The 25839-nt window shown below is 52.6% G+C and carries 25 protein-coding genes; 3 read left to right on the top strand and 22 right to left on the bottom strand.

Features of this window, described 5'->3' with window-relative positions:
• Positions 1-42: 42 nt before the first annotated feature.
• The 17 genes from THS27_RS02270 to THS27_RS02190 form a co-directional block, all read right to left on the bottom strand.
• Positions 43-1422, bottom strand: coding sequence for an HlyD family type I secretion periplasmic adaptor subunit (locus tag THS27_RS02270; RefSeq protein ID WP_085587451.1), 1380 nt, complete (start codon positions 1420-1422; stop codon positions 43-45).
• Positions 1419-3212, bottom strand: a complete 1794-nt coding sequence (locus THS27_RS02265; RefSeq protein WP_085587449.1) for a type I secretion system permease/ATPase — start codon at positions 3210-3212, stop codon at positions 1419-1421. The genes THS27_RS02270 and THS27_RS02265 overlap by 4 nt, the downstream gene beginning before the upstream one ends.
• Before the next feature lie 133 nt (positions 3213-3345).
• Entirely contained in the window at positions 3346-4086 is a 741-nt protein-coding gene (locus THS27_RS02260) for a calcium-binding protein (protein ID WP_085587447.1), read from the bottom strand.
• A 194-nt stretch (positions 4087-4280) separates the two neighbouring features.
• Positions 4281-6872, bottom strand: a complete 2592-nt coding sequence (locus THS27_RS02255; RefSeq protein WP_139835445.1) for a TonB-dependent receptor — start codon at positions 6870-6872, stop codon at positions 4281-4283.
• 284 nt (positions 6873-7156) lie between these two features.
• A complete protein-coding gene (locus THS27_RS02250) occupies positions 7157-8113 on the bottom strand; it encodes a DUF4880 domain-containing protein (RefSeq protein WP_085587445.1) in 957 nt (318 codons plus the stop codon).
• Positions 8114-8225: 112 nt separating this feature from the next.
• Positions 8226-8735 carry an RNA polymerase sigma factor gene (locus THS27_RS02245; RefSeq protein WP_246832804.1) on the bottom strand — a complete coding sequence of 170 codons (510 nt, stop codon included), beginning with the start codon at positions 8733-8735 and terminating at the stop codon, positions 8226-8228.
• A gap of 320 nt (positions 8736-9055) precedes the next feature.
• Positions 9056-9769: a tRNA (guanosine(46)-N7)-methyltransferase TrmB gene (trmB, locus tag THS27_RS02240; RefSeq protein ID WP_085587443.1), complete on the bottom strand. Its 714-nt coding sequence runs from the start codon at positions 9767-9769 to the stop codon at positions 9056-9058.
• Between the two features lie 108 nt (positions 9770-9877).
• Positions 9878-11053, bottom strand: coding sequence for a methionine adenosyltransferase (metK, locus tag THS27_RS02235; RefSeq protein WP_085587441.1), 1176 nt, complete (start codon positions 11051-11053; stop codon positions 9878-9880).
• Between the two features lie 347 nt (positions 11054-11400).
• Positions 11401-11901: a helix-turn-helix domain-containing protein gene (locus THS27_RS02230; protein ID WP_371454951.1), complete on the bottom strand. Its 501-nt coding sequence runs from the start codon at positions 11899-11901 to the stop codon at positions 11401-11403.
• A 72-nt stretch (positions 11902-11973) separates the two neighbouring features.
• A complete protein-coding gene (gene lnt, locus THS27_RS02225) occupies positions 11974-13557 on the bottom strand; it encodes an apolipoprotein N-acyltransferase (RefSeq protein ID WP_085587440.1) in 1584 nt (527 codons plus the stop codon).
• The gene (locus THS27_RS02220) at positions 13554-14528 is read right to left on the bottom strand and encodes a hemolysin family protein (protein WP_085587438.1); all 975 of its coding nucleotides are present in this window, start codon (positions 14526-14528) and stop codon (positions 13554-13556) included. Before THS27_RS02220 ends, lnt begins: the two co-directional genes overlap by 4 nt.
• Positions 14525-15094: an rRNA maturation RNase YbeY gene (ybeY, locus tag THS27_RS02215; protein WP_085587436.1), complete on the bottom strand. Its 570-nt coding sequence runs from the start codon at positions 15092-15094 to the stop codon at positions 14525-14527. Before ybeY ends, THS27_RS02220 begins: the two co-directional genes overlap by 4 nt.
• The gene (locus THS27_RS02210; RefSeq protein ID WP_085587434.1) at positions 15078-16199 is read right to left on the bottom strand and encodes a PhoH family protein; all 1122 of its coding nucleotides are present in this window, start codon (positions 16197-16199) and stop codon (positions 15078-15080) included. Before THS27_RS02210 ends, ybeY begins: the two co-directional genes overlap by 17 nt.
• Complete coding sequence (miaB, locus tag THS27_RS02205; protein ID WP_085587432.1) at positions 16196-17602, bottom strand: tRNA (N6-isopentenyl adenosine(37)-C2)-methylthiotransferase MiaB; 1407 nt, start codon at positions 17600-17602, stop codon at positions 16196-16198. Before miaB ends, THS27_RS02210 begins: the two co-directional genes overlap by 4 nt.
• Before the next feature lie 138 nt (positions 17603-17740).
• Positions 17741-18622, bottom strand: coding sequence for a 1-acyl-sn-glycerol-3-phosphate acyltransferase (locus tag THS27_RS02200; RefSeq protein ID WP_085587430.1), 882 nt, complete (start codon positions 18620-18622; stop codon positions 17741-17743).
• A complete protein-coding gene (locus THS27_RS02195; RefSeq protein WP_085587428.1) occupies positions 18619-19407 on the bottom strand; it encodes a GNAT family N-acetyltransferase in 789 nt (262 codons plus the stop codon). Before THS27_RS02195 ends, THS27_RS02200 begins: the two co-directional genes overlap by 4 nt.
• 163 nt (positions 19408-19570) lie before the next feature.
• Positions 19571-19993 (bottom strand): Fur family transcriptional regulator, encoded by a 423-nt coding sequence (locus tag THS27_RS02190; protein ID WP_085578408.1) that lies wholly within the window; start codon positions 19991-19993, stop codon positions 19571-19573.
• Positions 19994-20179: 186 nt separating this feature from the next.
• On the opposite strand from THS27_RS02190, the gene THS27_RS02185 reads away from it, so the two are divergent.
• Positions 20180-20437 (top strand): sulfurtransferase TusA family protein, encoded by a 258-nt coding sequence (locus THS27_RS02185; protein WP_085587426.1) that lies wholly within the window; start codon positions 20180-20182, stop codon positions 20435-20437.
• 169 nt (positions 20438-20606) lie between these two features.
• Here THS27_RS02185 and rimI read toward each other — a convergent pair whose 3' ends face one another.
• Together rimI and tsaB are read right to left on the bottom strand one after the other, a co-directional pair.
• On the bottom strand, positions 20607-21110 hold the full coding sequence (gene rimI, locus THS27_RS02180; protein WP_246832803.1) for a ribosomal protein S18-alanine N-acetyltransferase: 504 nt from the start codon (positions 21108-21110) through the stop codon (positions 20607-20609).
• 188 nt (positions 21111-21298) lie between these two features.
• A complete protein-coding gene (gene tsaB / locus THS27_RS02175; protein WP_085587424.1) occupies positions 21299-22117 on the bottom strand; it encodes a tRNA (adenosine(37)-N6)-threonylcarbamoyltransferase complex dimerization subunit type 1 TsaB in 819 nt (272 codons plus the stop codon).
• 19 nt (positions 22118-22136) lie between these two features.
• Between tsaB and ddpX the strand changes: the two genes are divergently transcribed.
• Positions 22137-22694, top strand: a complete 558-nt coding sequence (ddpX, locus tag THS27_RS02170; RefSeq protein ID WP_085587423.1) for a D-alanyl-D-alanine dipeptidase — start codon at positions 22137-22139, stop codon at positions 22692-22694.
• 61 nt (positions 22695-22755) lie between these two features.
• On the opposite strand, the gene THS27_RS02165 is transcribed toward ddpX, so the two are convergent.
• A complete protein-coding gene (locus THS27_RS02165) occupies positions 22756-23352 on the bottom strand; it encodes a TetR/AcrR family transcriptional regulator (protein ID WP_210402810.1) in 597 nt (198 codons plus the stop codon).
• A 153-nt stretch (positions 23353-23505) separates the two neighbouring features.
• Here THS27_RS02165 and THS27_RS02160 point away from each other — a divergent pair, with 153 nt between their 5' ends.
• Entirely contained in the window at positions 23506-23910 is a 405-nt protein-coding gene (locus tag THS27_RS02160) for a RidA family protein (protein ID WP_085587421.1), read from the top strand.
• A 118-nt stretch (positions 23911-24028) separates the two neighbouring features.
• Here THS27_RS02160 and THS27_RS02155 read toward each other — a convergent pair whose 3' ends face one another.
• Entirely contained in the window at positions 24029-24553 is a 525-nt protein-coding gene (locus tag THS27_RS02155) for an MgtC/SapB family protein (protein ID WP_085587419.1), read from the bottom strand.
• A 361-nt stretch (positions 24554-24914) separates the two neighbouring features.
• Complete coding sequence (locus THS27_RS02150) at positions 24915-25838, bottom strand: LysR substrate-binding domain-containing protein (protein WP_210402809.1); 924 nt, start codon at positions 25836-25838, stop codon at positions 24915-24917.
• Position 25839: the final 1 nt, after the last annotated feature.

Here is a 25839-nt window from a genome sequence, read left to right as displayed (position 1 = left end):
AAACCCTGCCCAATTAATCTGGCATTGATGGCTGTTTTCGTGCTATTCCTCGCGAAAGGCGCGGGCAAACTGGTCGCTCAGCGGTTTGGCAAAATAGCTCAGGGCTGTGCGTTCACCCGTGGCGATAAAGGTTTCGACGGGCATACCGGGGATTAACGCGTGATCCCCCAGCCGCGAAAGCTCGCCTTGGGTAATATGCATCCGCACCGGATAAAAATTTTCCCCCGTCACCTCGTCCCGTGACAAATCAGCCGCCACAAAATCAACCGTCCCCGCCAGTTCGGGGGTGGTCCGGCGGTTAAAGGCTGTAAAACGCAAAGCGGCCTTTTGTCCGGGATGTATTTTATCCACATCCTCCGGGCGGATACGTGCCTCAATCACCAGCGCATCCTGATCGGGGACAATTCCCATAATTTTCTCACCCGCACCAATCACACCGCCTTCGCTGTGCACCTGCATCTGATAAATGGTGCCATCGTAAGGGGCGCGAATATCGGTACGGCGCAGCTGGTCCACCAGTGCGATCTGTTTTTGTTTCAATTCGGCCAATTGGCGATCAATATCGGCAAGATCGGTAAGCACCTCGGTCTGGCGATCGCGTTCGAGCTGCAATATCGCCATTTCTGTTTCGGCAATTTGCATTTGCGCCGCGGCAATTTCGGCACTTAACTCGCCGCGCTGACCTTCAAGGCGGGCTTTTTCCCGGCGCAGGGCTGCAACCCGTGTAATTGGCACCAGTTGCTTGGCAAACAGCATTTCCAGCCCGGTCAGCTCGTCTATGATATGGCGGTGCTGTTCAACATTGGCAGTTTTTTGTGCGTTTAACCCGCCAACGCGTTCATGCAACTGGCTGCGTTTTTGCGCCAATTGCTGTTTTTCACCAATCAGGCTGGTTTGACGGGCGGTAAACAACCGGTTTTGCGCATGAATCAGGGCGGCAATATCGGGCTGATTAATCCGTGCCGCCAAATTTTGCGGCAACACGGGCGCAGCCGCGTCATCACGTTCGGCAACCAGCCGCATTTCGGTGGCACTTAGGGCATCAATCTGGCTTTCAACTATACCCAGGCTGGCACGTGCCTGTGTCGCATCAAGCTGCACCAACATATCGCCCGCATGAACATGGTCCCCATCGCGGACAAAAATTTTGCCAACGATACCGCCATCAGGGTGCTGCACCACCTTGGCATTGCTTTCGACCACCATGGTGCCACTGGCCACCACCGCGCCCGATAAACTGGCAAAAGCCAGCCAACCTGCCATAGCACCAAACAACACCAGAACCGTTACCGCGCCAAACAGAATGTGCCGCCGAAGCGAGTGCAGGGCCAGACTGCCCTGCATATTATCTGCCTCATCCGGGCCGGCGGATGGCACAACAGAATGCCCCGCCAAAGCAAGTTTTTCCAACGGGTTGATCATGCGCTTTCTCCGACCTGACGCAGGGTTTTGCGCAAAATATCGTCCCGCGATCCCAGGGCAACCTGCTGCCCGTTCTGAATAACCATCGCCCGGTTCACGCAGGCAAGGATATTGGGCCGGTGCGCGATCATAACCACGATTGCCCCGCGCTCACGCAAACCAGCGACGGCCTTTAGCAGGGCCTGTTCGCCATCGCTATCCAGACTGGCATTCGGTTCATCAAGAACCACCAGAAACGGATCATCAAACATTGCCCGGGCCAGACCAATACGCTGACGCTGCCCGCCCGATAATACCACACCACCGGGACCAATTTGCGTATCATACCCGCCGGGAAGGGACTGAATCAGGTCGTGGACTCCGGCCTGTTTCGCCGCTGCGATCACCTTTTTTGCATCAGGCCTTGCCTGAAGCCGGGCAATATTGCGCGCAACTGTATCGTCAAACAGTTCCACATCCTGCGGTAAATACCCCACATACTGGCCCAGATCATCGCGCGACCAATGCGAAAGTTCAGCCCCGTCCAGGCGAATGCTTCCTTGCGCATAATGACCAATACCAACCAGGGCACGGGCAAAGGTCGATTTTCCCGACCCGCTGGGGCCAATCACCCCCAGGCCATCGCCCGCACGCAATTCAAGCTGGGCGATTTTCAACAATGTCCGCCCCGATGCCGGCCTGGCAGTGGGCCGATGAGGATGACCCGGCGCACGGTGCGGCATGGTTTGCACCACAAGTGATTGCACCGTCATATTCTGGCACGGTGCAGGCAGCACCAGCCGGGGCGAAGACCGGAACGGCACATTCGTAACATCCGCATCAGGCAACCGGCGCAAACGGGCATAGGCCTGGCGCGCGGCAACAAACCCGCGCCAGTTGCCAATTGCCTGCTCAACCGGCGACAGGGCGCGGGCGGTTAATATCGATGCCGCCACCATTGCCCCGGGCGAAACTTCCTGCAAAATCGCCAAATAGGCACCAAGGGCCAAAACCCCCGACTGCATAGCTAGACGGATGACCTTGATATAGGCTGAAAAGGTAGAGGTAACATCGCCCGCCGTGGTGTTGGTTTGCAAATAACGATCATTGACCATGGCCCAGCGCCCAGCAAAGGCCGGGACCATACCCATGGCGCGCAATACTTCAGCATTGCGCCGCCCGGCATCAAGCAAGGAAGTGCGCCGCACCGCCTGCCGGTTCATGCGCGAAACATGGCGGCGCGACAACGTTTCGCTAATCAATGTCAGAATCACTAACACCAGCCCGCCCGTTAATGCCAGCATCCCCAGCCACGGATGCAACAAAAACACGATGCCCAAAAACAACGGCATCCAAGGCAAATCACAAATCGCCACCGGCCCGGCACTGCCCAGAAACTGCCGGATCTGGTCCAGGTCGTTCATCGGGCGTGCATCTGATCCGGGTTGATCAAGCGGTAGCGACACAGCACTGCGCAGCACCACCGGCCCGGTTTGTTCGTCCACCCGCCAGCCCATGCGCACCAGCATTCGGGCACGCAAGGCATCAACTGTGCCCAAAAACAAATAAAGCCCCAGCACCAGCCCGGTCAGTGCCAGCAATGTCGGTACACTGCGACTGGCCAGTACCCGGTCATAGACCTGAAGCATAAAAAGCGGCCCCGTCAGCATCAGAATATTGGACACACCACTTAGGGCAGCAACAATGCCAAACACCTTGCGCAACGATGCAATAACACCGCCAAGCGAAGCAGGGGACGAAGCCGGGGATAAGGAAGACGAATACGCAGAAGCACTGGCACGCCACAGCATGACTATTGGTTATCCGCTGGTTTGTCGCTAGAATAGGGTGGGTGCCGCATTATGTGAAAAATGCTGCGGCACCCGGAATAAGACCATGCGCCCGTTCCGCGATTAGCCCTCTCGGAACGGGCCGTCTTTTGCCTTAGACAAAATCGTTCTGGTCAATATCGGCAAAATCAACGCCGGTCAGGGTCACGGTGCCGTTGGCATGCGTAATCAGGGCATTGCCAGCCCCGTCATCGGCAATGGTGACATCATTGTAATCAAGATCGATCAGATCGCTGCCATCGGCAAAATCAGTGATCGTGTCATTGCCAAAGCTGGCGCTGGCATCAAATTCAAACACGTCCGCACCGCCATTGCCGGTCAGAACGTCATCACCAGCCCAGCCACCAATCACATCTGCACCAGCACTGCCGTTAATGGCGACGCCTTCTGACGCGAAGGCGGATTCAAGAGCATCGGTGCTGCCGGTATAAATATCGACCAGCACATCATTGGTATCGGTGCCCGACAGGCCCAAATTGGAAATATCGACAGATGAGTCGGTGAATTCAACTGCCGAAGCATCGGCAGTTTGTGCAAGCGTGCTACCAAACGAAAAACCGTCCAGATCGCCACCAATGGTATGCGTTGAGATGTCGTAGGCAAAATCATTGGCGCCCGCAGTTGCCAGCACGCCGCCGGTATAGGAGCTGCTGCTGTCAAGATCAGTCGCATAGTACTGATCGCCCCCATACGCACTCGTAAGATTACCATCGTCAAAGAAATAACCGTGATTTCCCGAACCCAGCGAGAAATTGTTGTTGAAATCTTCAATCACGCCGTGAAGGTCAACACCATTTCCGGATGCGTCTGCGTTCAGGTCGATATTAATCGTCATTTCATAAGTCTCCTGTTGATGTTCATCGTCCCAACCAACGGGTCGATGAATTTGATAATGACTCTCATTATTATTTATCGTCAACAGTAATTTTTAAAAATATCTAATTAAATCAATAATTTAAACTGAAACAGCGCGGCATGCCGGTCAGGGAAGCCCTGACCGGTTTCAATGTGCGAAAAGCAGTTTAAAAGCTAGAAATTACCCCTCAAAGTCAGCACACCTGTCCGTCCCGGAGCCGGAGAAAATGTTCCGCCAGAACCCTGAACGTATGCTTCATCAAGCAGATTGTTCACATTAAAGCTGATGCTGACACTGTCGTTGATTTTGTAGGAACTATAGAAGTCAAAAACCCTGTAGCTGAAGTACTTCCCAACCACTGTGGAAAGACCAGAATCTCCAAAATTGTCCTGCGGCTGCACAAACGTCGCCGACATGCCCACAACCAGATCCTGATCGAAAAACCGCAATCCACCGTCGACCGTGATTTTACGTTTTGGCGTGGCATAAATACCATAAAGCGTCGTCCCAGAACCGTAGAGAGACCCTGTTACTGTCCCAAACGAGCTATTGTAATTCGCCAATGGATCATAGGTGGTATTGAGAACGAATGGATCATAATTTCCCTCAAGATCCATATCGTTGAGACTTAAGGTACCGCCAAGATAATAGCGCTGTGCATCGTAGCCTAACTCCAATTCTGTCCCGTTAATATAAACAGGATCAGACAGGTTCACCATGGCAGCAGCCCGATTCGTTAGTGCCCCAAACCCCGAATTAGTTGTCGCAGGCTGAGGCACATAACCCAAGGTGATGTAATTTTCGACTTTTGTACGATAGTAAGACAGTTTGGCACGAAACTTGTCGCCCTTTTGCACAACATCATCATATTTGAAATTAACGCCAATTTCCTTGGTTTCGCTTTCTTCCGACTTAAGATTGGCATTGGAATAAAAGGGAATTCCGACATTACCAATATGTTCGCCCTTGATCATGGTTTCGGTAATGGTGGGCGCTCGCATATTTTGGCGATAATTCGCAAAAACCTGCATCCCCTGAACCGGCGTCACACTGGCACCAAAAGAAGGTGAAAGCTTTTGATCGGAAAGATCAACATCATAAGGAACACCACCGCTGGCGCAGGTGTTTCTGACGTCACACCAGTAGGCATTACCGTCTAGTTGATAATAGTCATAGCGCACACCGCCATAGACTTCGAACCGGTCGTTCCAGTCATATGTCCCGCGTAAAAAACTTCCCGCGACATCACGTTTACCGCCCGGCGTTGATCCTTCAAGCTGATAACCGGCACCAGCCCCCCCTTCATTCCCTGTCGAAGAATCTGTCGTGCCCTTGTCCTGGAAAAACTCGGTGCCGTAATTCAGGCGCACACTGCTTAAGCCATCATTTAAGTCATCAAGGTGCCAGCGACTTTCATTGGCAATATCAACGCCAACAGTATCAAGGGTATAGTCCGTTTCGAATGAATTTGTCGAAACAGCTCCCGCGTTCGTATAACGCACGGGACGTTTTTGATTATTCTGGGTTCGGGTCCAATAAAGATTGGTATCGAGATTGATCAAATCAGAAACCGGATTCCAATTATGCTTTGCTGTCAGCGTATGCGTTTGCGTCTCGTTAAAATCCACAAATGAATTGGTTACATCACTGGTTTTGGCATAATCGATTGTGCTACCCACATATCCCAAATGCAGTTCCTGATCATCTGTCAGCCTGACATTTGCCTTAAGCAAACCCGAGGTTTGACGGGAATAAGTATATTCAGGTCGCGAATTTTCAGTTGAATAATAGTTGCCGTTTCCCGTCGTAAACAAACCCGGATTACGACTTCCTGCCCGGTAATTGCCAATGACTTTTCGGCTCATGGCTGCTGCTACATCAAATTTTGGCGATATACGCCCGGCAACAGAAGCATCCCCGGCAAACTGATAATTATTTGTCCCGTGACTCAGATTAACCTTCCCACCCCAATTTTCATCCGGGTCAAGAATATCATCGGTATTAAGAGTCCGCAGGGTCACGATCCCTGCCGAGGCCCCCGCACCACCATTTTGATCCAGATTGCTTTTATCAACCGTTACCGACGCCAATAACGCAGGGTCCAGATAGACACGTGACGTTGTTCCATGCGTTACCTGATTATAGTTTTGTCTGGCACCATCAATATTAACGTTTACCCGACCCATTTCCTGCTGACCGCGCACGTTAACCGTCAAGCCAGGGTCACGGGCATCATTGGATATATCCACACCCGCCATCTGATCAAAAATGTCACGCGCTTCACGAATCGGTGTTTGCTGCATTTTCTCACGGGTAATAATCGAAACACCACCCGGCGTTTCATAAACAGCATCGGGATCATCGCCAGTACCAAAATCATTACGGCCATATGATGTAATCGTAATCGGCGCTGTCATCACACCAAATGACGATTGATCGGGTGTTACCGCAACAATTGATACAGTGTTGCCATCAAGCACGTGCCACGTCAGGCTACTTCCGGCCAAAATCTGATCCAGAGCATGTTCTGCGCTCATCTCGCCCTGAAAAGGGTTTGTCAAATGGCCAGCGGGCAAACTGCCATCCACCACCACATCAATCCCGGAAATCTGGGAATATTTGACCAGCGCGGACGCCAGATTTTCTGCCGGAATATCAAAATAATAAACACGGCTTAAATCACCGCTTTGTGCCAGCTCAACCAGCTTGTTTCCGAAAGCGTCCTCATTTGACCCCGCCTGCACTGGTGCTGGCGCGATAACCATCAAACATCCGGATAAAGCCGTTGCTGCTATCCAGGTTGAGGAAAACTGTTTTTTCCGGCGCACGCCCTTTACCCCAGATAAAGACGGCACTGCTCCGGCCCCCACAAAATCCATTCTCGTTGTCTCCCAGGCAAATCATGCAAATGCATCGCATTATCGCGATCTACTCAGTAAGACGGGTCTGAGGTGGGGATATCCGATGGCTTTATTAATTTTTGCGAATAATTTTTATTATCATGAAAATAATCTGGCCAAAACCTTCATCCATCAGCCTTGCCGATCAATCAGGCATCGCGCAAAATGGTCAGATAATCACCAATCTGATCAACATTGATCGACAGCACCTTGCCTACAAGGGGCAAGACATCGGATGTACGATTCAAGTTAACCACCAGCGTCACCGGCCGTTGTTTTAAGGCATCGCCCAAAACAATGATCCGCCCCGGATGCCAGCGCTGAAGTACATTCGCAACTTTTTCCAGCGGATCGCCAACGAAAACCAACCGGCCTTTACGCCACGCCAGCCGCAGTGCCAGATCAACATCATAAGGTGTGCCCAACACGCCATTATCACAGGAAACACCCTCGCCGCGGGTCACATTACGCGTGTTTAAAGCCGTTTCAACATCAACGGAACCGGTTTGCGTGATGATTTCGCTTTGTCCGTCATAACAGGTAACATCAAACCGGGCCGCGGCAACCGGGCGGACAAAGCCATTAGCTGCACGGACAAAAAAGTCCCGCTGGCGGCCATCATGCTGAAAAAATACCTCGCCTTTATACAGGGCAATGCCGGTTGCCCCTTTGTCGTCGGTAATCACGGACAAAGAAGACTGGCTTGCCAGTTCGGCCTGTACCCCGTCCAGCAATGTGATTTTGCGACGTACCCCTTTTACCGTTCGAAAATCGGCAAATGGATGATGGGGAATGACATCCCCATACCAGCCCGCTGCCCCGACAAGGACAGCAGCCAGCCCCGCCCCCAGAAAAGCCCGACGCCCTGACTTGCCCTGCCCATCCAAATTTAAATTGCCTAAATTCAGACTGGAGGTTCCGGTCCACAGATGCTCTATTTCCATAAACGCACGGTGATGCGCCGGATCAGCGGCAAGCCAGTGTGCAAAATTCGCGCGATCATGCTCGGACTCAGTACCATCAAGCAACAGCGCGAACCAGTAAATTGCCTGTTCGGCTGCACTGCTCCCATATTGATTTTCCGCGATGGGGCCACCTGAATCCATTATCTGGCTGTTCCGTTTTGCAAAATAAACGCATGAAATTGCCGTGCAGACACATAACTGCAGCAGGCCTTTTTATAGGACGAACTGATTGCTCTGATATCTGATCAAAAAATCAGTTTTTTTCGTCCATATCTGTCGCTTCCTTAATCAGGGTTAAGGCACGAACCATGCGACTAAAGGCTGTTTGCGGTGGAATACCCAGTTTCTCGCCGATCTCGACATAGGTTTGCCCCTCAAGCCGGGCGAGGATAAAAACGTCGCGCAAGGGGGGCGGCAAGGCATTCAGGGTTTTTTGTAATTGGCGCAACTCCTGACGCGACCACGCGATCTGGTCGGGCAGGGGAGCATCGCTGGCAACAAATTCCAGACTTTTTTCAGAATCAGGAACAAAGCGTAAAATCCGTTCGCGACGGAAATGATCAATCACTAGATTTTGCGCCGTGCGATACAAATAGGCCTGCGCATATTTAACATCAGGCAAAGACGGGGTGGTCACAACACGCAGGAACGTGTCCTGAACAATGTCATCTGCCGTGTACCAGGCCAGCTTGCGTTTCTGCACAAAATGCCGCAAACGCACCTGATATTGTCGAAACAGTTGGTTGATATCCCAATGGGTCACAAGCCTGACCTTTGAAACGAACCCACGTTCAAACGTTCCGGCTTTATAATCCGGAACAACGCGGTAATGTCATATCAGCAATACAAAATAGATATCGCATATGAAACTCATTCTCAATAAAAACTTGATCCTGCCTATGCGGGAATGTTGTTTTTCCACAAAAAACCCACCGTTTTCGCAGTCTTCGGCAATGATTGCCCCAAAACCGGATCCACATCGCACATGCCCTCAAAAGTCAAAAGGCCCTCTGTCCATGACAAAGGGCCTTGCACAAGGCTGTGATATTAAAGTGGCCCAACGGGACGCTTCGTCCGAATGTATCAGACGCGATTTTTACGACGAAAGCGCAAATAATTACACTTTTTACCCTGGCGTAGCGCTTTTTGCTCATACCGGGTTTTCACCCAGTCCTCTGGCGGAATGCGCCAGTCATCCGGGGTTTCGGCCAGCCATACAAAATCGGGGTGATTGTGCAAATGCTGGAGGGTCCAGGAAATATATTGCATATCATCACTGGCAACCCGAAACTCACCGCCATCCTTTAACAGACGCGCCAACAACGCCAGGTTTTTAGGGCCGACAAACCGGCGTTCAGCATGGCGTTTTTTGGGCCACGGATCCGGAAACAGCAAAAACACCCGATCAAAACAGGCATCGCGCAATTTATACAAAAGCGGGCGTGAATCATCGGGTACCACGCGCACATTTTGCAAGTTACGGTCGCTAATATGCCGGATCAAACTGCCAACGCCATCCATATAAGGTTCACAGCCGATAATTCCAACATCTGGGTTGGCTTCGGCCTGTCCCGCCAGATGTTCGCCGCCCCCAAAACCGATTTCCAGCCATAATTGTGATCGATCCGGGGTGAAATATGATTGCGGATCAACACCGCCCTGCTCTGGATAGTCGATCGCCAGTTTTGGCAACAAATCATCCATCAACGTCTGACGCGATGCCTTTGGCGGACGGCTGCCACGGCGGCCATAAAAATTCGGACGGTCTGGGGTTGGAATCGGTCTGTTGCTACGCATGACTTATCTGGCAATTGAAAATGCAAAACGGGCGGCCTTTCCGGGCCGCCCGCCTCATAACATGTCTGGTGACTTTGGCAAATCACCTATCCGGCTACTGTGGCAAGTTTACGCACCAAAGGCCGATTTAAGCTCGCCGACCAGATCGGTCTGTTCCCACGAGAAAAACCCGCCTTCTTCCGGCTGGCGGCCAAAATGACCATAAGCCGATGTCGGCGTGTAAATCGGGGCACACAGATTAAGGTGTTCGCGAATGCCACGCGGGCTCAGGTCCATCAATTCACGCAGAACCTTGCCCAGTTTCACTTCGTCAACGTCACCGGTTTCGTGCGTGTTAACATACAGTGCCAGCGGCTTTGACACGCCAATCGCATAGGCAACCTGCAATGTGCATTTGCTGGCAAGCCCAGCCGCCACAACGTTTTTCGCCAGATAGCGCGCCGCATACGCCGCCGAACGGTCAACCTTCGTCGGATCTTTGCCCGAAAAAGCACCGCCACCATGCGGGGCAGCCCCGCCATAGGTATCCACAATGATCTTGCGACCGGTTACACCGGCATCGCCGTCCGGTCCGCCAATGACAAAGCGGCCCGTCGGGTTGATGTAAATTTCATCTTCCGGCGGCAGCCAGCCTTCGGGAAGGGCCTGGGCGATATAAGGCAACACGGCTGCACGCACATCGTCCTGGCTAAAACCTTCATTATGCTGGGTCGAAACCACAACAGATGTCGCCCCAACCGGCTTGCCATCGACATAACGCAGGGTCACCTGGCTTTTGGCATCCGGACCAAAGATGTCAGATTTGCCTGAATGGCGGTCTTCGGCCATGTGGCGCAAAATCCGGTGTGAAAACTGGATCGGAGCCGGCATCAATTCGTCGGTTTCATCACAGGCATAACCGAACATAATGCCCTGGTCGCCAGCGCCAAGGTCTTTGTTGTCCTTGGAATCAACACCCTGGGCAATATCGACTGACTGCTCATGCACATGGCACGAAATATCGGCGGTTTTCCAGCTGAAACCTTCCTGATCGTAACCAATCGCCCGAATGGCTTCGCGCGCTGCTTCGATCATGGTTTCGTCATTGGCGACACTGGACGGACCACGAACTTCACCCGCCAGAACGACACGATTGGTCGTCGCCAGGGTTTCCACCGCCACGCGGGCATCAGGATCGGCGGCCAGAAATGCATCAACGATCGAGTCGGAAATACGATCACAAACCTTGTCAGGATGACCTTCTGACACAGACTCGCTGGTGAAGAGATATTCTTTATGAGACATATAAACCTTCTCCGGTGAAAAGGGAGTTTCCAAAAACTGGACCGGAGGGCCGTGATACGAACGTATCGATCAGCGCCCACTTAGCCTTTTTTTGCGTGGTGGCAAGCGGTCCAAATCCGTCCACGTCATCAACATGTCATATCCCATCAGGGAAAATGACCCAAGCCTTTTACGCCTGAAAGCACGGTAAAAACGTCCCATCCCAACAATGCTGTTCACAAACTGGGCTGATTTTTCCCTAAAAGCAATACCTTGGACAAAAAAACGCATTCGGGCCAGGCACCGAATGCGTTCAAAATATTGCAGGTTTCAACGTCGCCAGACGTAGTTACGTCACGCTAAACTTTTTATTTGCTGTCACTGCCATCGGCAGCCGGCAAAACACCCATTGCCTTGACCAGTTCAAAAACACGTTTGCGCTGAACCGGATCCGTGATGCGATAATAAGCCCGCACCAGTTCCAGGGTTTCGCGACGGTTCATCGGATCGTTATCAAACGGATCCGGGCTTTCCGACATTTCGCGGCGTTCATGAACAGATTTCGCTGAAATCTCGTCCGGCATATCATCAAAAAAGAACGAAACCGGCACTTCAAGTACACGGGACAAATCATACAGACGCGATGCACCCACACGGTTTGCACCCCGTTCATATTTCTGAACCTGCTGAAAAGTCAGGCCAATGGCCTCACCCAGCTTTTCCTGGCTCATACCCAGCAGGGTCCGGCGCAAACGCACACGGGCACCAACATGGATATCCACAGGGTTCGGTTTTCCTGTGGCCGTACGGCCACGGCCACGACCGCGTGTATTCTTTACAATCATCACACTGTCATCCTTCGGCGACATCGTCTTGTCCTTCTCACACTCCGACCTGCCGCCCTGTTCTTATGGGGGACACTTTTTGGGCGGTCCGGTAAACTATTTTTTCGTTCCAGGGGATTTACGAAACCGCTGATATCCCAATACGAGAACGATGATTAGTGTCACAATACCGTAAAATGGTATATTGCGCCACAAATAATATACTGTGGTATGGTTTTTATCACCCAAAAGGGGGGATATCAGGATTCCCTGTTTGGTTAGGGATAGGGACTTCTGGTTTCGGCCATAAGAATCGAAAACAGCCGATACGCCCGTATAGGCTGCGCGGACCAACGGTAACCCTTCCTCCACTGCCCGAAAACGTGCAGCTGCCAAATGCTGATAGGGACCGGCACTATGCCCGAACCAGCCGTCATTGGTCACATTCAGCAACCATTCCGGCCTGTCGTGATCATCGGTAACGGCACCGGGAAAGATAATTTCATAACATATCAACGGCGAAAATGGCGGCAAGTTTTTTACATGTAAAGTTGCCGGACCATGACCGGATGAAAAATCGGTTCGCCCCGCCGTCAGCTTGGGAAATGGCAGGATAGAGCGAAACGGAACATATTCCCCAAACGGCACCAGATGAAATTTATCGAAGCTGGCAACAATGCGGCCTTCATCATTAATAACCTCGACCGAATTCCACACCTGAAATTCATCGCTATCGCGCGGAAAGGTGCGCGGTGCCCCGGTAATCAACACATCACCCGGCGCTAAAACATCCGCCATCATTGCCCGGCGACCCGGATCGGTTTCAAGAAAAAAGGTCGCTGCCGTTTCAGGCCAGATAACAACCCGTTTGCGCCCCGCCGGCAAATCTGCCGGGCGGCGCGACATGGCAAGCAACTGACGAAAATGCTGGTCCTGAAGCGATTTATCCCATTTTTCAGACTGGGGAATGTTGGGTTGAACAATTTGCAGGACCGGTGCATCGGCCGGCGCATCGGCAACCGCAACATCAGCAGCCGGCAATCCTGCCAAATGCACAGCCCCCCCCGCCCACAGAACCACCGCAATCAGCAACCCCCCGATCGAAACCAAGCGCCCCGTGCGCCCGGCTACCCAAAGTGAGGGAAGGGTCGCAAAAAGTGCTGTAACAGCACTAAGGCCATACACGCCAATCACGGATGCCAATTGCATCGGAGCCGGATCAATCGCCCAGACATGGCCCAACAGGTTCCATGGAAACCCGGTTAGCACATGGCCGCGGGCAAATTCGGCAATTGCCCAGAATGCCGCCAGTAAAAAGGCACGGGAAATCCGCCCGCTGCCCAACCGCCAGCTGGCCCAGACTGCAATCATCGGAAAAATCGCCAGCCCCCCGCCAAGGCCCAGAATGGCAAAGGGGATCATCCAGCCATAAATTTCCGGCTGCACCAGAAACGCATGCGCGATCCAGTAAAACCCGGCGGCAAAATGCCCGGTACCAAACCACCAGCCTGCGGCAAGCGCGCTTTTGCGGCTTTTAACGCCATCCAGCGTCCAAAGCAGAACGGCAAAGCCCAATGGCAATGCAGGAATAAAAAACAAAGGCGGCAAAGCCAGAACGGCTGCCGCCCCCGATAAAAGCCACACCAACCGGCGCGGCCAGCCATCCATGGTGGCCAGACGCCCGGCCAAGCGATCAATCATTTAGGCATTTCCTGCGCAATTTCCCCGCCCGGCAGGGAAGGATCTGTACGATGTAAATGAATGCGCAACCGGCGCACCCGGCGCGGATCGGCATCAAGAACTTCAAACTGCAACCCCAGCGGATGTTCGATCAGCTCGCCACGGGCCGGAACCCGACCCGCCAAGGAAAACACCAATCCGCCAAGCGTATCAATGTCTTCATCTTCTTCATCATCAAGCAGACCAAAACCCAGCTTTTCTTCCAGGTCTTCAATCTCATAGCGGGCATCGGCAACAAAACAGCCATCGGAAAGGCGAATCAATTTCGGCGTTTGGTCAACATCATGCTCATCATCGATCTCGCCTACAATTTCCTCGACCAGATCCTCGATGGTGATCAAACCATCAATACCGCCAAATTCATCAACGACCAGCGCCATATGCGTGCGCGACAACCGCATTTCTGACAGTAAATCCAGAACCCGAATGGCTGGCGACACAAACAGAACCCGTCGTAAAAGGGCGCTAAGCCGGTATTCCCGTCCTGCTGCATGGCAGGCCAGCACATCCTTGATATGAACCATCCCGGCAACATCATCGAGCGTATCACCGTAAACCGGCAGGCGTGAATGGGCTTTGGTCACCATTTCACTCACCAGATCGGGCAGGGATATTTTTTTGGGTACAGCCACAATGTCTGTCCGCGGGATCATCACATCCTCGGCGGTCATATCGCGCAAGGCGATGATATTTTCAAACAGGGAACGTTCATGCAAAGATACCGGCTCGTCGTCTTCCTCGGTCCGCTCGGCCAGTTCTTCCAAAGTATCGCTCAGGGATGCTTCGCCATTGCGTGATCGCGTTTTGCGCAATCCCATGGCAGAGGCAACATTCCCCCAAAACGAGGCACCATCTGCCTCTTCATGTAACTCCCCACCAAGGCGGGGCGTGATACTGTCCTTGTCTTCGTCGCGTTCACTGAGGTCGTTCATTGTCCCGTTTCGACATCCTGATCTTCAATTGGGGCATAGGGATCATCTATTCCCATCCCGGCAAGAATATGGCGCTCCAGTTGCTCCATATGTTCGGCTTCATCATCAACCATATGGTCATAACCGACAAGATGAAGTGTGCCATGCACCGATAAATGTAACAGATGGTGCAAAAGCGGCTTTTTTTGGTCGTCTGATTCGCGCTGGCAGGTTTCCCGGGCGATAATAATGTCGCCCAGCATCAAGGGCATATCAGGTGCCAGATCAAATTCGCTGGCACCTTCGTCGCTTTCCAGTGCCGCAAACGACAGCACATTGGTCGGCGCATCCTTGCCCCGATAATCACGATTAAGCACACGCACACTGGCATCATCAGACAAGGTAACGCTGATTTCAATCACCGTCACCTGATCTAACAGCGATTTTTCGTCATCCTCGTCCCACAGCGCACCATCATGTGCCGCAGCATTTAATGCCGCTTCAACTGCAGAACGAATCGCGACCAGCTCGTCATCGCGCCAGTCACCGGCCTCGATCACAACGTCAAGATCAAGCTGCGCTGTCATCACCGGCTTTCTCTCGTACTTTGCGATCCCCGTGCCCCTGGCTATAACTTTTGCCAATGCGTTCACGCAGGGCATCAGCTTCGTCATAGGCCTGCACAATACGGGTTACCATGGCATGGCGCACCACATCGCGCTGGTCAAACTTAACCCGGCCAACACCTTCAACCTTATCAAGTGTTTCCATCGCATCACGCAGGCCCGACTTCACCCCGGAGGGCAAATCGATCTGGGTAATGTCACCCGTCACCACCATCCGCGAACCTTCGCCCAGCCGGGTCAGAAACATTTTCATCTGCATCGGTGTGGTGTTTTGCGCCTCATCAAGAATAACAAACGCATGCGAAAGAGTACGCCCCCGCATAAAGGCCAGCGGAGCCACTTCAATTTCGCCGCGTTCCATACGCTTGATCACAACGTCACCCGGCAAGGTGTCGTGCAACGCGTCATAAAGCGGGCGCAGGTAAGGATCGACTTTATCTTTCAAATCACCTGGCAAAAAGCCCAGATGCTCGCCGGCTTCAACGGCCGGGCGTGACAACACAATCCGGTCGACCTGGCCTTGCGTTAACATCTGCACAGCCATCGCCACAGCAAGATAGGTCTTGCCTGTGCCCGCCGGACCAACACCAAACACCAGTTCATGTTCCAGCATTGCCTTCACATAATCTTTCTGGCGCTTCGATCGCGGCGAAATCCGGCGCTTTTTGGTCTGGATCACCAGTTCCGATCCACCAAACATACCGGTTTTCGGGGCCGCCGGATCATCCCACGGGTTGCCTTCATCAGGTTCAGACAAACGAATGGCGGCATCCACCGTTTCAACGTCAACCCGGTCAATTTCCTGATCGCGCAACCGCGCATAAAGCTGTGACAGAACCGTCTTTGCCTGGCTAACCTTTTGCGGCGCGCCGCGCACAACAACGATAGAACCCCGGCTGGAAATTTCCGTGCCCGTGCCTTCGGCCAGCCGCAATAAATTTTGCGCCTGGGGCCCATAAAGCAACTGCGACAAGGCATTATCGTTAAATTCTATCTGATCCGTATCAAGTGGCGTCTGTTTTTGTTTTTTGATCGGGCTTTTTGCCTTTTCAGTGGTAGCGCTCACGCAACATTCCTTTCCGAACTGCCACTTTCAACCAGTTCACCCGCCAGAGAGAACGGTTTGGCAGCTGTAATTTTCAAACGCACAATCCGACCCAAATCTGCCTCGGTCAGGCCACTCACATGGACCGGCTGCATGTACGGGCTGCGCCCCACAAGCTGGCCTTCAAACTTGCCTGTCCGGTCCAGCAACACATCCATTTCACGACCGACACAACTTTGGTTAAAAACCATTTGCTGTTCAGCCAGCAAGTCTTGCAACCGGGCCAGACGCTCGGCCTTTACTTCCTCGGGAACCTGCAATTCCATGGCAGATGCCGGGGTGCCGGGGCGCGGGCTGTATTTAAAGCTGAAGGTCTGAATGAAGCCAACCTGACGCACCAGATCCAGCGTATCTTCAAAGTCTTTTTCCGACTCACCAGGAAAACCGACAATAAAGTCAGACGACAATGCCAGGTCGGGCTGGGCCGTGCGCAGACGTTTGACAATATCAAAATAGGTTTCACGGTCATGCTTGCGATTCATCGCCTGCAACACACGATCAGAGCCGGACTGAACCGGTAAATGCAAAAACGGCATCACCTTGGGCAAATCGCGATGGGCAAAAATCAGATCGTCATCCACATCACGCGGGTGCGATGTAATATAACGGATGCGTTCCAGCCCTTCGATGTCGGATAATTCGCGCAGCAACCGGCCTAATGTCCATTCATCACCATCAGGGCCTGCGCCGTGATAGGCATTCACATTTTGGCCCAAAAGGGTAATTTCACGCGTGCCATGGGCAACAATCTGCCGGGTTTCAGTGATGATATCCATGCCGGGGCGCGAATATTCGGCACCACGGGTATAAGGCACCACACAAAAGGTGCAAAATTTATCACACCCTTCCTGAATGGCGATAAAGGCGGAATATCCCTGCTGCGACACCTGCGCAGGCAAATGATCGAACTTTTCCTCAACCGGGAAGTCGGTATCAATGATACGGTCATTGCCAATGGCACGGTTGGCGCGCGCCACCATTTCAGGCAGGCGATGATAGGTTTGCGGACCAAAAACCATATCGACAATCGGTTCGCGACGCATCAGTTCGGCACCCTCGGCCTGGGCAACACACCCGGCGACGGCGACGATCATTTTATCGATTCCGTTTTCTTCCTTGGCTTTTTTATGTTTGCGGATCCGGCCCAGATCGGAAAAAACCTTTTCGGCGGCCTTTTCGCGAATGTGGCAGGTATTAAGAATAACCATATCCGCACCGGCTGCCTCATCGACCGGCTCATAACCCAGCGGTGCCAGAACATCCTGCATCCGCTGGCTGTCATAGACATTCATCTGGCAGCCATAGGTCTTAACAAAAAGCTTTTTCGTCGCGCTCACTTTAATGATCCGTTCCGCTCGTTTCATACGTCGAAAGCGGCGTGAAATTCACACCGCCTGTCGAACATCTTTGATATCTGAGATCAGGTGGCACAATTTTACGTTCGTGCAACCCGTTTTTCGGCGAAACGGAAAAAAAGCCATCATCGCGATGCGCTGGAAATTCTAGCCAAACAGGCGAAAATCTTCAAAAACAACCGCCAACGGGGTACATCCAATCAAATCACCTGACCGCCTGGTGTCAGGAAGCGACACACCGGCACCCTGCTTGGCGCCCGTTAATGCAGCCTGATGCCCCTGAACAACCAGCGACTCGCAAATACGGGACATATCCTTGCGCGATCCTGCCTGTGCCAGCGTCATTGGCGGATGAACAACTACTTCCACCGTAACCTTGCCGAGGGCGAGAAACTGCCACAAATGCGGCGCCAAGTCCATATCCCCGTACCACGAATAAAATGCCCGCAAATCCCGGCCCATTGGCGCACCGTCAAGGCGGGTGGCCGCAATTGAAACCGGCTGCACTTTTACCTGCGATCCATCGGGCAAAACTGTTTCAGCCACACCAAACAGGGTCGACTTAAACGGCAAAACACGGTTGCCGTCATTGCTGGTTCCTTCGGGAAACAAAATCAGCTTGTGCCCGTTGGCCAGCCGCTGACTGATCTCGATGGTTTGCTCGCGGGCCCGAACCGGGCGACGTTCAATAAAGGTGCAACGCTGCAACTTTGCCAAAAGACCAAAGACCGGCCAGTTCGCCACTTCCTTTTTGGCAATAAAACTGCCCTTGGTCATCGCGCCCAAAACAGGAATATCAAGATAGGACGCATGATTGGCAACAATGATCCCGCCACCTTCCAGTAACGGCTCACCTGAATATTGCACATCGATATGCATGATTTTCAGACACAGGCCATGATAAAATCGTGGCAGGTCATCCGCCAGCTTCAAACGCAGGGCAACCGCCACCATTTGAACCGGCAGCAGCGTCAATGTCAGCAATGCATAGATCAGCAGCCTGATGGCAGCACAGGGATAGCAGCTCACGATACCCTCGCGGTCCGTTCATAATGCTTGTAATAACGCTCGGTTACTTTTTCGGTCGGCAGGACGATGCAGATATCGGTGGTGTTAAACTGATGGTCCACCACCGCACCGTCGCCAACATAGCCGCCCAAACGCAAATATCCCTTGATCAGCGGCGGCAGGTCGCGCAGGGCCTGGCGGGCATCAATCCCGTCAATGCTGGCGCGCGCCATGCTTTCATACCGCTCGGCAACCGCACGCGGACGCATGGCTTCCGGGGCAAGGTGATGATGATGCAAATAGGTCAGAACATCGCTAAAGGCATCAGGGTCGGTACCGTGAAACGATGCACAGCCAAACATCAGTTTGATATCATGTTCAAACACGTATTTGGCGATGCCTTGCCACAACAGTTGCAAGGTTGGCATCGTGCGATAGCCTTCCTCAACACAGGAGCGGCCCAGTTCCATGATCTCGCCCGACTTGATCGTCGAAAGCATCGAGTCGATCTGATATTCATCTGCACTGTAAAAGCCGCCATTTTTATTGGCAACAGACTGGCGCAGCAAACGATAGGTGCCAACAACACCATCGGCACCTTCGCCGCGGCTATGGTCGATCACCAGAAGATGGTCGCAAATCGGATCGTAATGATCGAAATCGCGTTTCGCTTCCATCATCTCAGCAGTTGCTTGCGCACCACGCTCTTCGTAAAAAACCTTATAGCGCAAACGCTGGCTGGCCAGAATTTCCGCTTCGCTTTCTGCAAGGCGAACTTCCAGTCCCTGCTGTCGAACGTCGCTCATCGCAACTCCCTTTCGTTCAGTTACATTAATCTTGCGCAAGATTAACACCAAGAGCGAGTGAAGGCTTTGTTAAGAACACGTAACAAAAATATGAAAAGCCACCCGCACTGTAGCACGGATGGCTTTTATATACACCTATTGAGCGTAAACAGTTAGAGAACTGTCATTTCCCGTCTTTAACAGGAACGCCATAAAGTTCCAGGCGATGACCGACCAGCTCGTAACCCAGCTCGCGAGCGATCTCTTCCTGCAATTTTTCGATCTTTTCGTTCGAAAATTCAATCACCCGCCCCGAACGCATATCGATCAAATGATCATGATGTTCTTCGGTCAGTTCTTCGTAGCGCGCACGACCGTCACCAAAATCATGTTTCTCAAGAATATCTGCTTCTTCAAACAGACGTACCGTCCGGTAAACGGTGGCGATCGAAATTTTTGGGTCAATTTCGGTGGCGCGACGATAAACCAGTTCAACATCCGGGTGATCTTCGGACTCGGACAATACTCTGGCGATAACGCGACGCTGCCCGGTCATTTTCAGGCCCGCGTCAATGCATTTTTGCTCGATGGTTGATTCTGCCAACATACTCTTGTTCTCGTTTCCGGTTCCGCCTGTCCCCAAGGCCCGCAGGCTACATACGCTCTGATCGCTTAAATATCGAGAAATCTTTGCCCGGTCGCAAGACCGATTTCACGAAAATAACCCGGGCACCTTGCCGTTTTCATTATATATGGTTACCTCGTCATCAGAAGTACCGATCACGAGGATGGAATGCCTAACAACAGCCAAATCCCGACGCCCGATATCACAATAGATATCACAAACGATGTCTGTCCCATGACTTTCGTCAAAACGCGCCTGAAACTTGAAAAAATGACACCGGGTCAAATTCTGCAGGTCATCCTTAAAGACGGCGAACCGCTTAAAAATGTACCGCGTTCAGTAACCGATATGGGCGACGACGTTCTGGACCTGACAAAAATGGCTGATGAAACCGATACGTACCGGCTGACAATCCGAAAAAACTAAGCGGTCGGGCGTTCTTCACAGGCAAAGGCCGCCAAACCATGGTTGATGACCAGAATATTATAACAATTTCAAGATCAAGACCACACCCTTTATGTGGTTTATTTCACATTTAAATTCAATCGGTTATTAGATTATTTTGTAAAATTCAAATCATCCTGGTAACGGGCTGTCATAGCCGTTCCATCACCAGCGCATCAACCCTTGGCCCCGCCTTGCGCCGATAATATTCACGCCGTCGGCCAATTTCGGCAAAACCCAGTTTTCGATACAAGGCAATGGCCGCTTCATTGTCGCAAGCCACTTCCAGCAACAGCCGGTTAACGCCCTGCTTTTGCAGATATAACAGCACATTTTCCATCAAGGCCTGGCCAACACCGCGTCGTCGCGCCTGTGGTCCCACAACAATCGTATTGATTTCCGCCTCATCCAGAACCGTTTGCACCAGCACAAAACCGAGCGGAATATCGTCTTCCAATACACCATTGCCCTGATGATCAAGCCCCGGGGTAAAAGCCAGCAACCCGAATGCCCCTGGCACGGCCAGCAAATCGCACAAGGCATTTTCATCCCAGCATTCATCAAACCCCGTTTGATGCAGGGCTGCCGCCACCGGCGCAAATGCCGGGGTCAGGGCAATAACATCCACCTGCGCTGTATCATCCAGTGCTGTCACGTCATTATCCTTTGCACAGCATAAACCTGTCATCACAAAGGGAAGGGGCATCCCGATGATGTCTTAAAACCAAAGCATCTGACGGTTCAAAATTCACCCGAACGCACCCTATATCCTTCAAAAAGAATAACCATGATGGCCGGTCAAAAACCCGTCCCGAACATTTAGTCCCCGTCCGCGTCGTCATTTTACAACTTTGCCCGTTTTTCAGCGGCCAGTTCATCCATGCGTTTGGCATCGGGCGCACGCAAATAAAGCGGCACCGGTGGCAGATTTTCACCTTTTTCCCAGCGTTGTGCTGCAATCCGGGCAACATTGCCTGCACGCGGCAAACCAGGTGCTGTTCCGGTGAAAAAGTCGTCTCCACCATTGGCGGCAGCAGTTAACAAGCGGGCGGTCGCATCACCCACCAATATCGTCGGGCCCGGCGGGGCCAGCAGTAACGCCTGGCGCGGCCCTAGGCATTCGGGCGAGCTGATCGGGTTTTTGCGGGCGTCAAAGGCCTGGGCAAAAATTTCGTTTCGTTTGCTATCAAGGGCAACCAGTATATTGCGGCCCTGATGGTCCCGCTCGCTCACACCATAAGCCACCGCCTCAAGCGAACTGACCCCGAGAACCGGAATTTTCCGCGCCAGCCCCAGGCCCCGTGCCGTTGACAGACCAATACGCATCCCGGTAAAGGCACCCGGCCCAACGGTGACGGCAATGCCGTCAATATCGGCAAAATCAAGCCCGGCTTCGCGCAGGCTTTTCATAATAAAGGGCAAAAGATGCTCGGCCTGGCCGCGCTCCATATTTTCAAACAGCTCGCCCTTAACCTCGCCATTAACCAGCACCGCGGTTGCCAGCGAGGTCGACGCCGTATCAATCGCCAGCAAGGTTGGCCCAAACGGTTTTTGGTCGGAAATACCGACGTCAGGGATTTGCGCAGAATTAAGATCTGCGCTATGCGATGATTTAACCATCTGCCCGGTCAGCATCTTTTTGATGTAGTCGGTAAACGTCAAGAACAGGGAGCCTCCGCCAATGGCGCTGGTCGAAATTACGCCGCAAGAATATGATGTCGAAATCGACATTGTTTATGCCACCGATCGCAATTTTACCGGGGCACCAATTTATTCGCGGCCAGCATGTTATCTGCATCAGGATGCGGCAGTCTGCCTGAAAAAGGCAAGCCTGATCGCCAGACGGCAAGGCGTTAAATTTCGCCTGTTAGATGCGTTCCGCCCGCAAGAAGCCCAGCGCGCCCTTTGGAACCACACCCCGAATGCCGATTTCGTCGCCAATCCCGATTTCGGATCACCGCATGGCCGCGGTGTCGCCATTGATCTAACGCTGTTAGACGAAAACGGCAAGGAACTGGATATGGGAACCGGCTTTGATGAAATGGATATTAAATCCTATCACGGGGCAGAGGGCCTTTCGCAAGCTGCCGAATCCAATCGCCTATTGCTGTTGGGCATCATGGTCAGCGCCGGGTTCGAATTTTACGATCACGAATGGTGGCATTATCAATTGCCCAATGCGCGAAGCCGGTATCCACTCTTTTCCGACAGCGCCCTTCCGGTTGCCATGATGGGTTAAAGCACAGGCAAAATGGGCCTTATTAAAAAAAATATGCCCTAAACTTTCATTTTGCTGCAAATCATGACGAGCCAAGCCGCAAGCCGCTGGCAAGGGCGCGAAACGCCTCTAACGCTTTGGGTAAAACATCTTCCGGGGTGTCGCTTGCGGCAATCCACAGGGCCGCATTTAACGCCGCTCCGCTTAACAACCGGGCGGCGGCATCGGCGTCGACCGGTTTTAAAACACCCTGATCAATCAATTGCGCAACCATATTGCGGGTTTCGATCAAACACTGGTTCTGGCTGGGCCATTGCGACGGGTCCCCCAGCACAGCCGGACCATCAAGCAGCACAATGCGCTGCACCTCCGGGTTTAGGGCCATTTCAATATAGGCAACACCCTCGGCCAGCAGCCCGTCCCACGGGTCGGCTTGCTGTGCGCCGGTTTTGTGGGCCTGTGCAGCCATTTCACCATCAATCTGGTTGACCACGGCAGCCAGCAAACCACGTTTATCGCCAAAATTATGGTAAAGCGCACCGCGTGTCAGGCCCGCAGCAGCCGTCAGATCATCCATTGAAGCGGCGGCAAAGCCCTTTTGGGCAAAGGCTTTTCGGGCGGCAGAAATCAACCTGGCCCGATTTTCCGCCATCATTTCTGTTCGTTTTTTGGCGGCCATGCCATTTCTCCATTCACATACGGAACGTATATCAATTGACATACGAAGCGTATCTGTATATTTAACATACATACCGTATGTAAAACACAGACCGGCAAAAAACCAGCACATTGGCAACCGGCCTGTCGCAAAAACACCAAAGGACTGACTTTCATGACACAACGTGAAGCAATTTTTCCCAAAAATCAAAACCGCCATGCCCTTTATGATGCCCACGGCTATTCTGCCGCCATTCGATCAGGCGATCTGTTATTCGTCTCGGGTCAGGTCGGCAGCCGCGAAGATGGCACCCCCGAACCGGATTTTAAAAGCCAGGTCGAACGGGCATTTGACAACCTGAAAGCGACGTTAAGTGCAGCGGGTGCCAGCTTTGATGACCTGATTGATGTCACCACTTTTCATACCGATCCGGAAAACCAGTTTGACACCATCATGGAGGTCAAAAACCGGGTTTTCCCCCAGCCACCCTATCCCAACTGGACGGCAGTGGGTGTCACCTGGCTGGCCGGGTTTGACTTTGAAATCAAGGTAATCGCCCGTATCCCGGCCCAGGATTAATTAAAAGTGGCCCAAACCAAAACAGCCGGAGCACATCCATCACAGATGTGTTCCGGCAATATCATCGCGGATCAGTGTCGCCCTATCGGCGCACAAAAATACCGTGAAAACCGTGAAATCAGTTTTTGTCTTCGCGAACGGCCTCGGGGTCGCCACCAAATAAACGCACCAGAAAAAGTTCGACCGGTTTTAAAACAACCAGAACAAAAAAGGTTAGAACGCTGGCCACCAGCACGATTTGCCATGCCGCCAACGCACAGGCAATACCAAGGGCCGCGGTAATCCAGACCGTGGCCGCAGTTGTCAGGCCGGTAACCGTTTTGTCCTTTGGCTGGCGCATAATCACACCCGCACCAATAAAACCGATACCGGTTAAAACACCTTGTAAAATCCCCTGTACCACGCGTGATAACGCATCGGGATGGTCGATCAGATCTTCGAAATGAACAGCAACCACCGAAACCACTGCCGCGCCAAGCGACACCAGCGCCAGCGTGCGCATTCCGGTCGGTTTATCGTTAATGTCGCGGTTCAGCCCGATCACCATGCCAATTACGGTCGCAGCAAGCAGCCGTAAAATCACGTCAATCAATTCGATGTCAAAATACTGACTGGCCGTGGTAAAATAGGGCAGCTCAAACATGCCGGTTTTTCCGCAATTGTTGGGTTACGTCCTGTAACGCGCCTGTTGCCCCTATGTTCCACGCCGCTGCAAATGGCATTTCACCGGCAAGGCGCTAAAAACGCTAAAAACAGTCTGAACAACATAAAAAATACTCAAAAACAGCATCCCGATTAAACCGGGCCACCTTGGCTTGCCCGCCAAGGGTTAACCATTTGTCGAAGGCGGAACAAAACCGGACCATTCAGCAAGACAGATCACGACAAACCTGCAGTCATCACCGTGACCCGAATTTCAATACAGATGCAATAAACGGCAGTAAAAAACGGCAGTGAAAACGCTTTCACTGCCCGGCGCGAAAATCCATTTTAGTCATCTGACATTACCCAATGACCTCTTGCGCGCATGTTTCGGTTGCCTGTGCTTCGGTTGCCAGCCAATCGGCGAAACGGGTAATCCGGCGATCTTTTTTCGGATCGTCAAGGCTCAGCATCACATAATCCACCCCGGTTGGCGCCATGCCCAGGGGCGCACACAAACGCCCCGCAGCAAGATCATCAATCACCAGCGGCAAGGATCCAATCGCCGTACCCAGCCTATTCACTGCCGCTTGCAGGGCAAAAAAGAAATGATCAAAATATTGCTCGCTGGCCGGGCGGCCCTTAAAGCCGCTGGCTTTTTTCCAGATATCCCAGGCATCAGACCGGGTGCGGCTGTGTAACCAGCGGGCATTGCTTAAATCGCAGGCCAATATGTTTTGCCAACAATCGGGGTCACACACCGGCCCGGCCATCTCCGCCCAAAGCGGGGTGACAAAATAGTCATCGGGCAGGCCAAAATCACGGCGGCGAATGGCAATATCATTGCCCGAAGCCAGCAAATCAATCGGGCCACCGGCCATGTGCATTTCCACATTCAAATCGGGGTTCTCTTCGCGAAAACGCCCCAAACGTGGCATTAACCAGCGCATTGCCAAACTGGGTTCGCATGATACCGACAAAATCGGCGACTGCGCATCATGGCGGTGAATATCCTCTACCGCACGGTCAAGGTCATGCAGCACCGTTTCGGCGGTGCGCAGCAACCTTTCACCCGCGCGCGTTAAATAAACCCGCCGGTTTCGCCGCACAAACAAATCCACCCCCAACCGTTCTTCAATCTGGGCAACAGCGCGGCTAATCGCGCCGTGGGTCAGGTTCAGTTCCTCGGCTGCGCGGGAAAAACTTTGATGGCGGGCTGCGGCCTCAAACGCGGGCAGGGGTGCAAGCGGTAAGAACCCGCGCTTTATGTGAATATTATTCACCATA

It is taken from the genome of Thalassospira sp. MCCC 1A01428 (assembly GCF_002115825.1).
Classification (GTDB): Bacteria; Pseudomonadota; Alphaproteobacteria; order Rhodospirillales; family Thalassospiraceae; genus Thalassospira.
The sequence above is the reverse complement of the archived record's forward strand: the minus strand, read 5'-3'. Positions and strand labels throughout refer to the sequence as shown.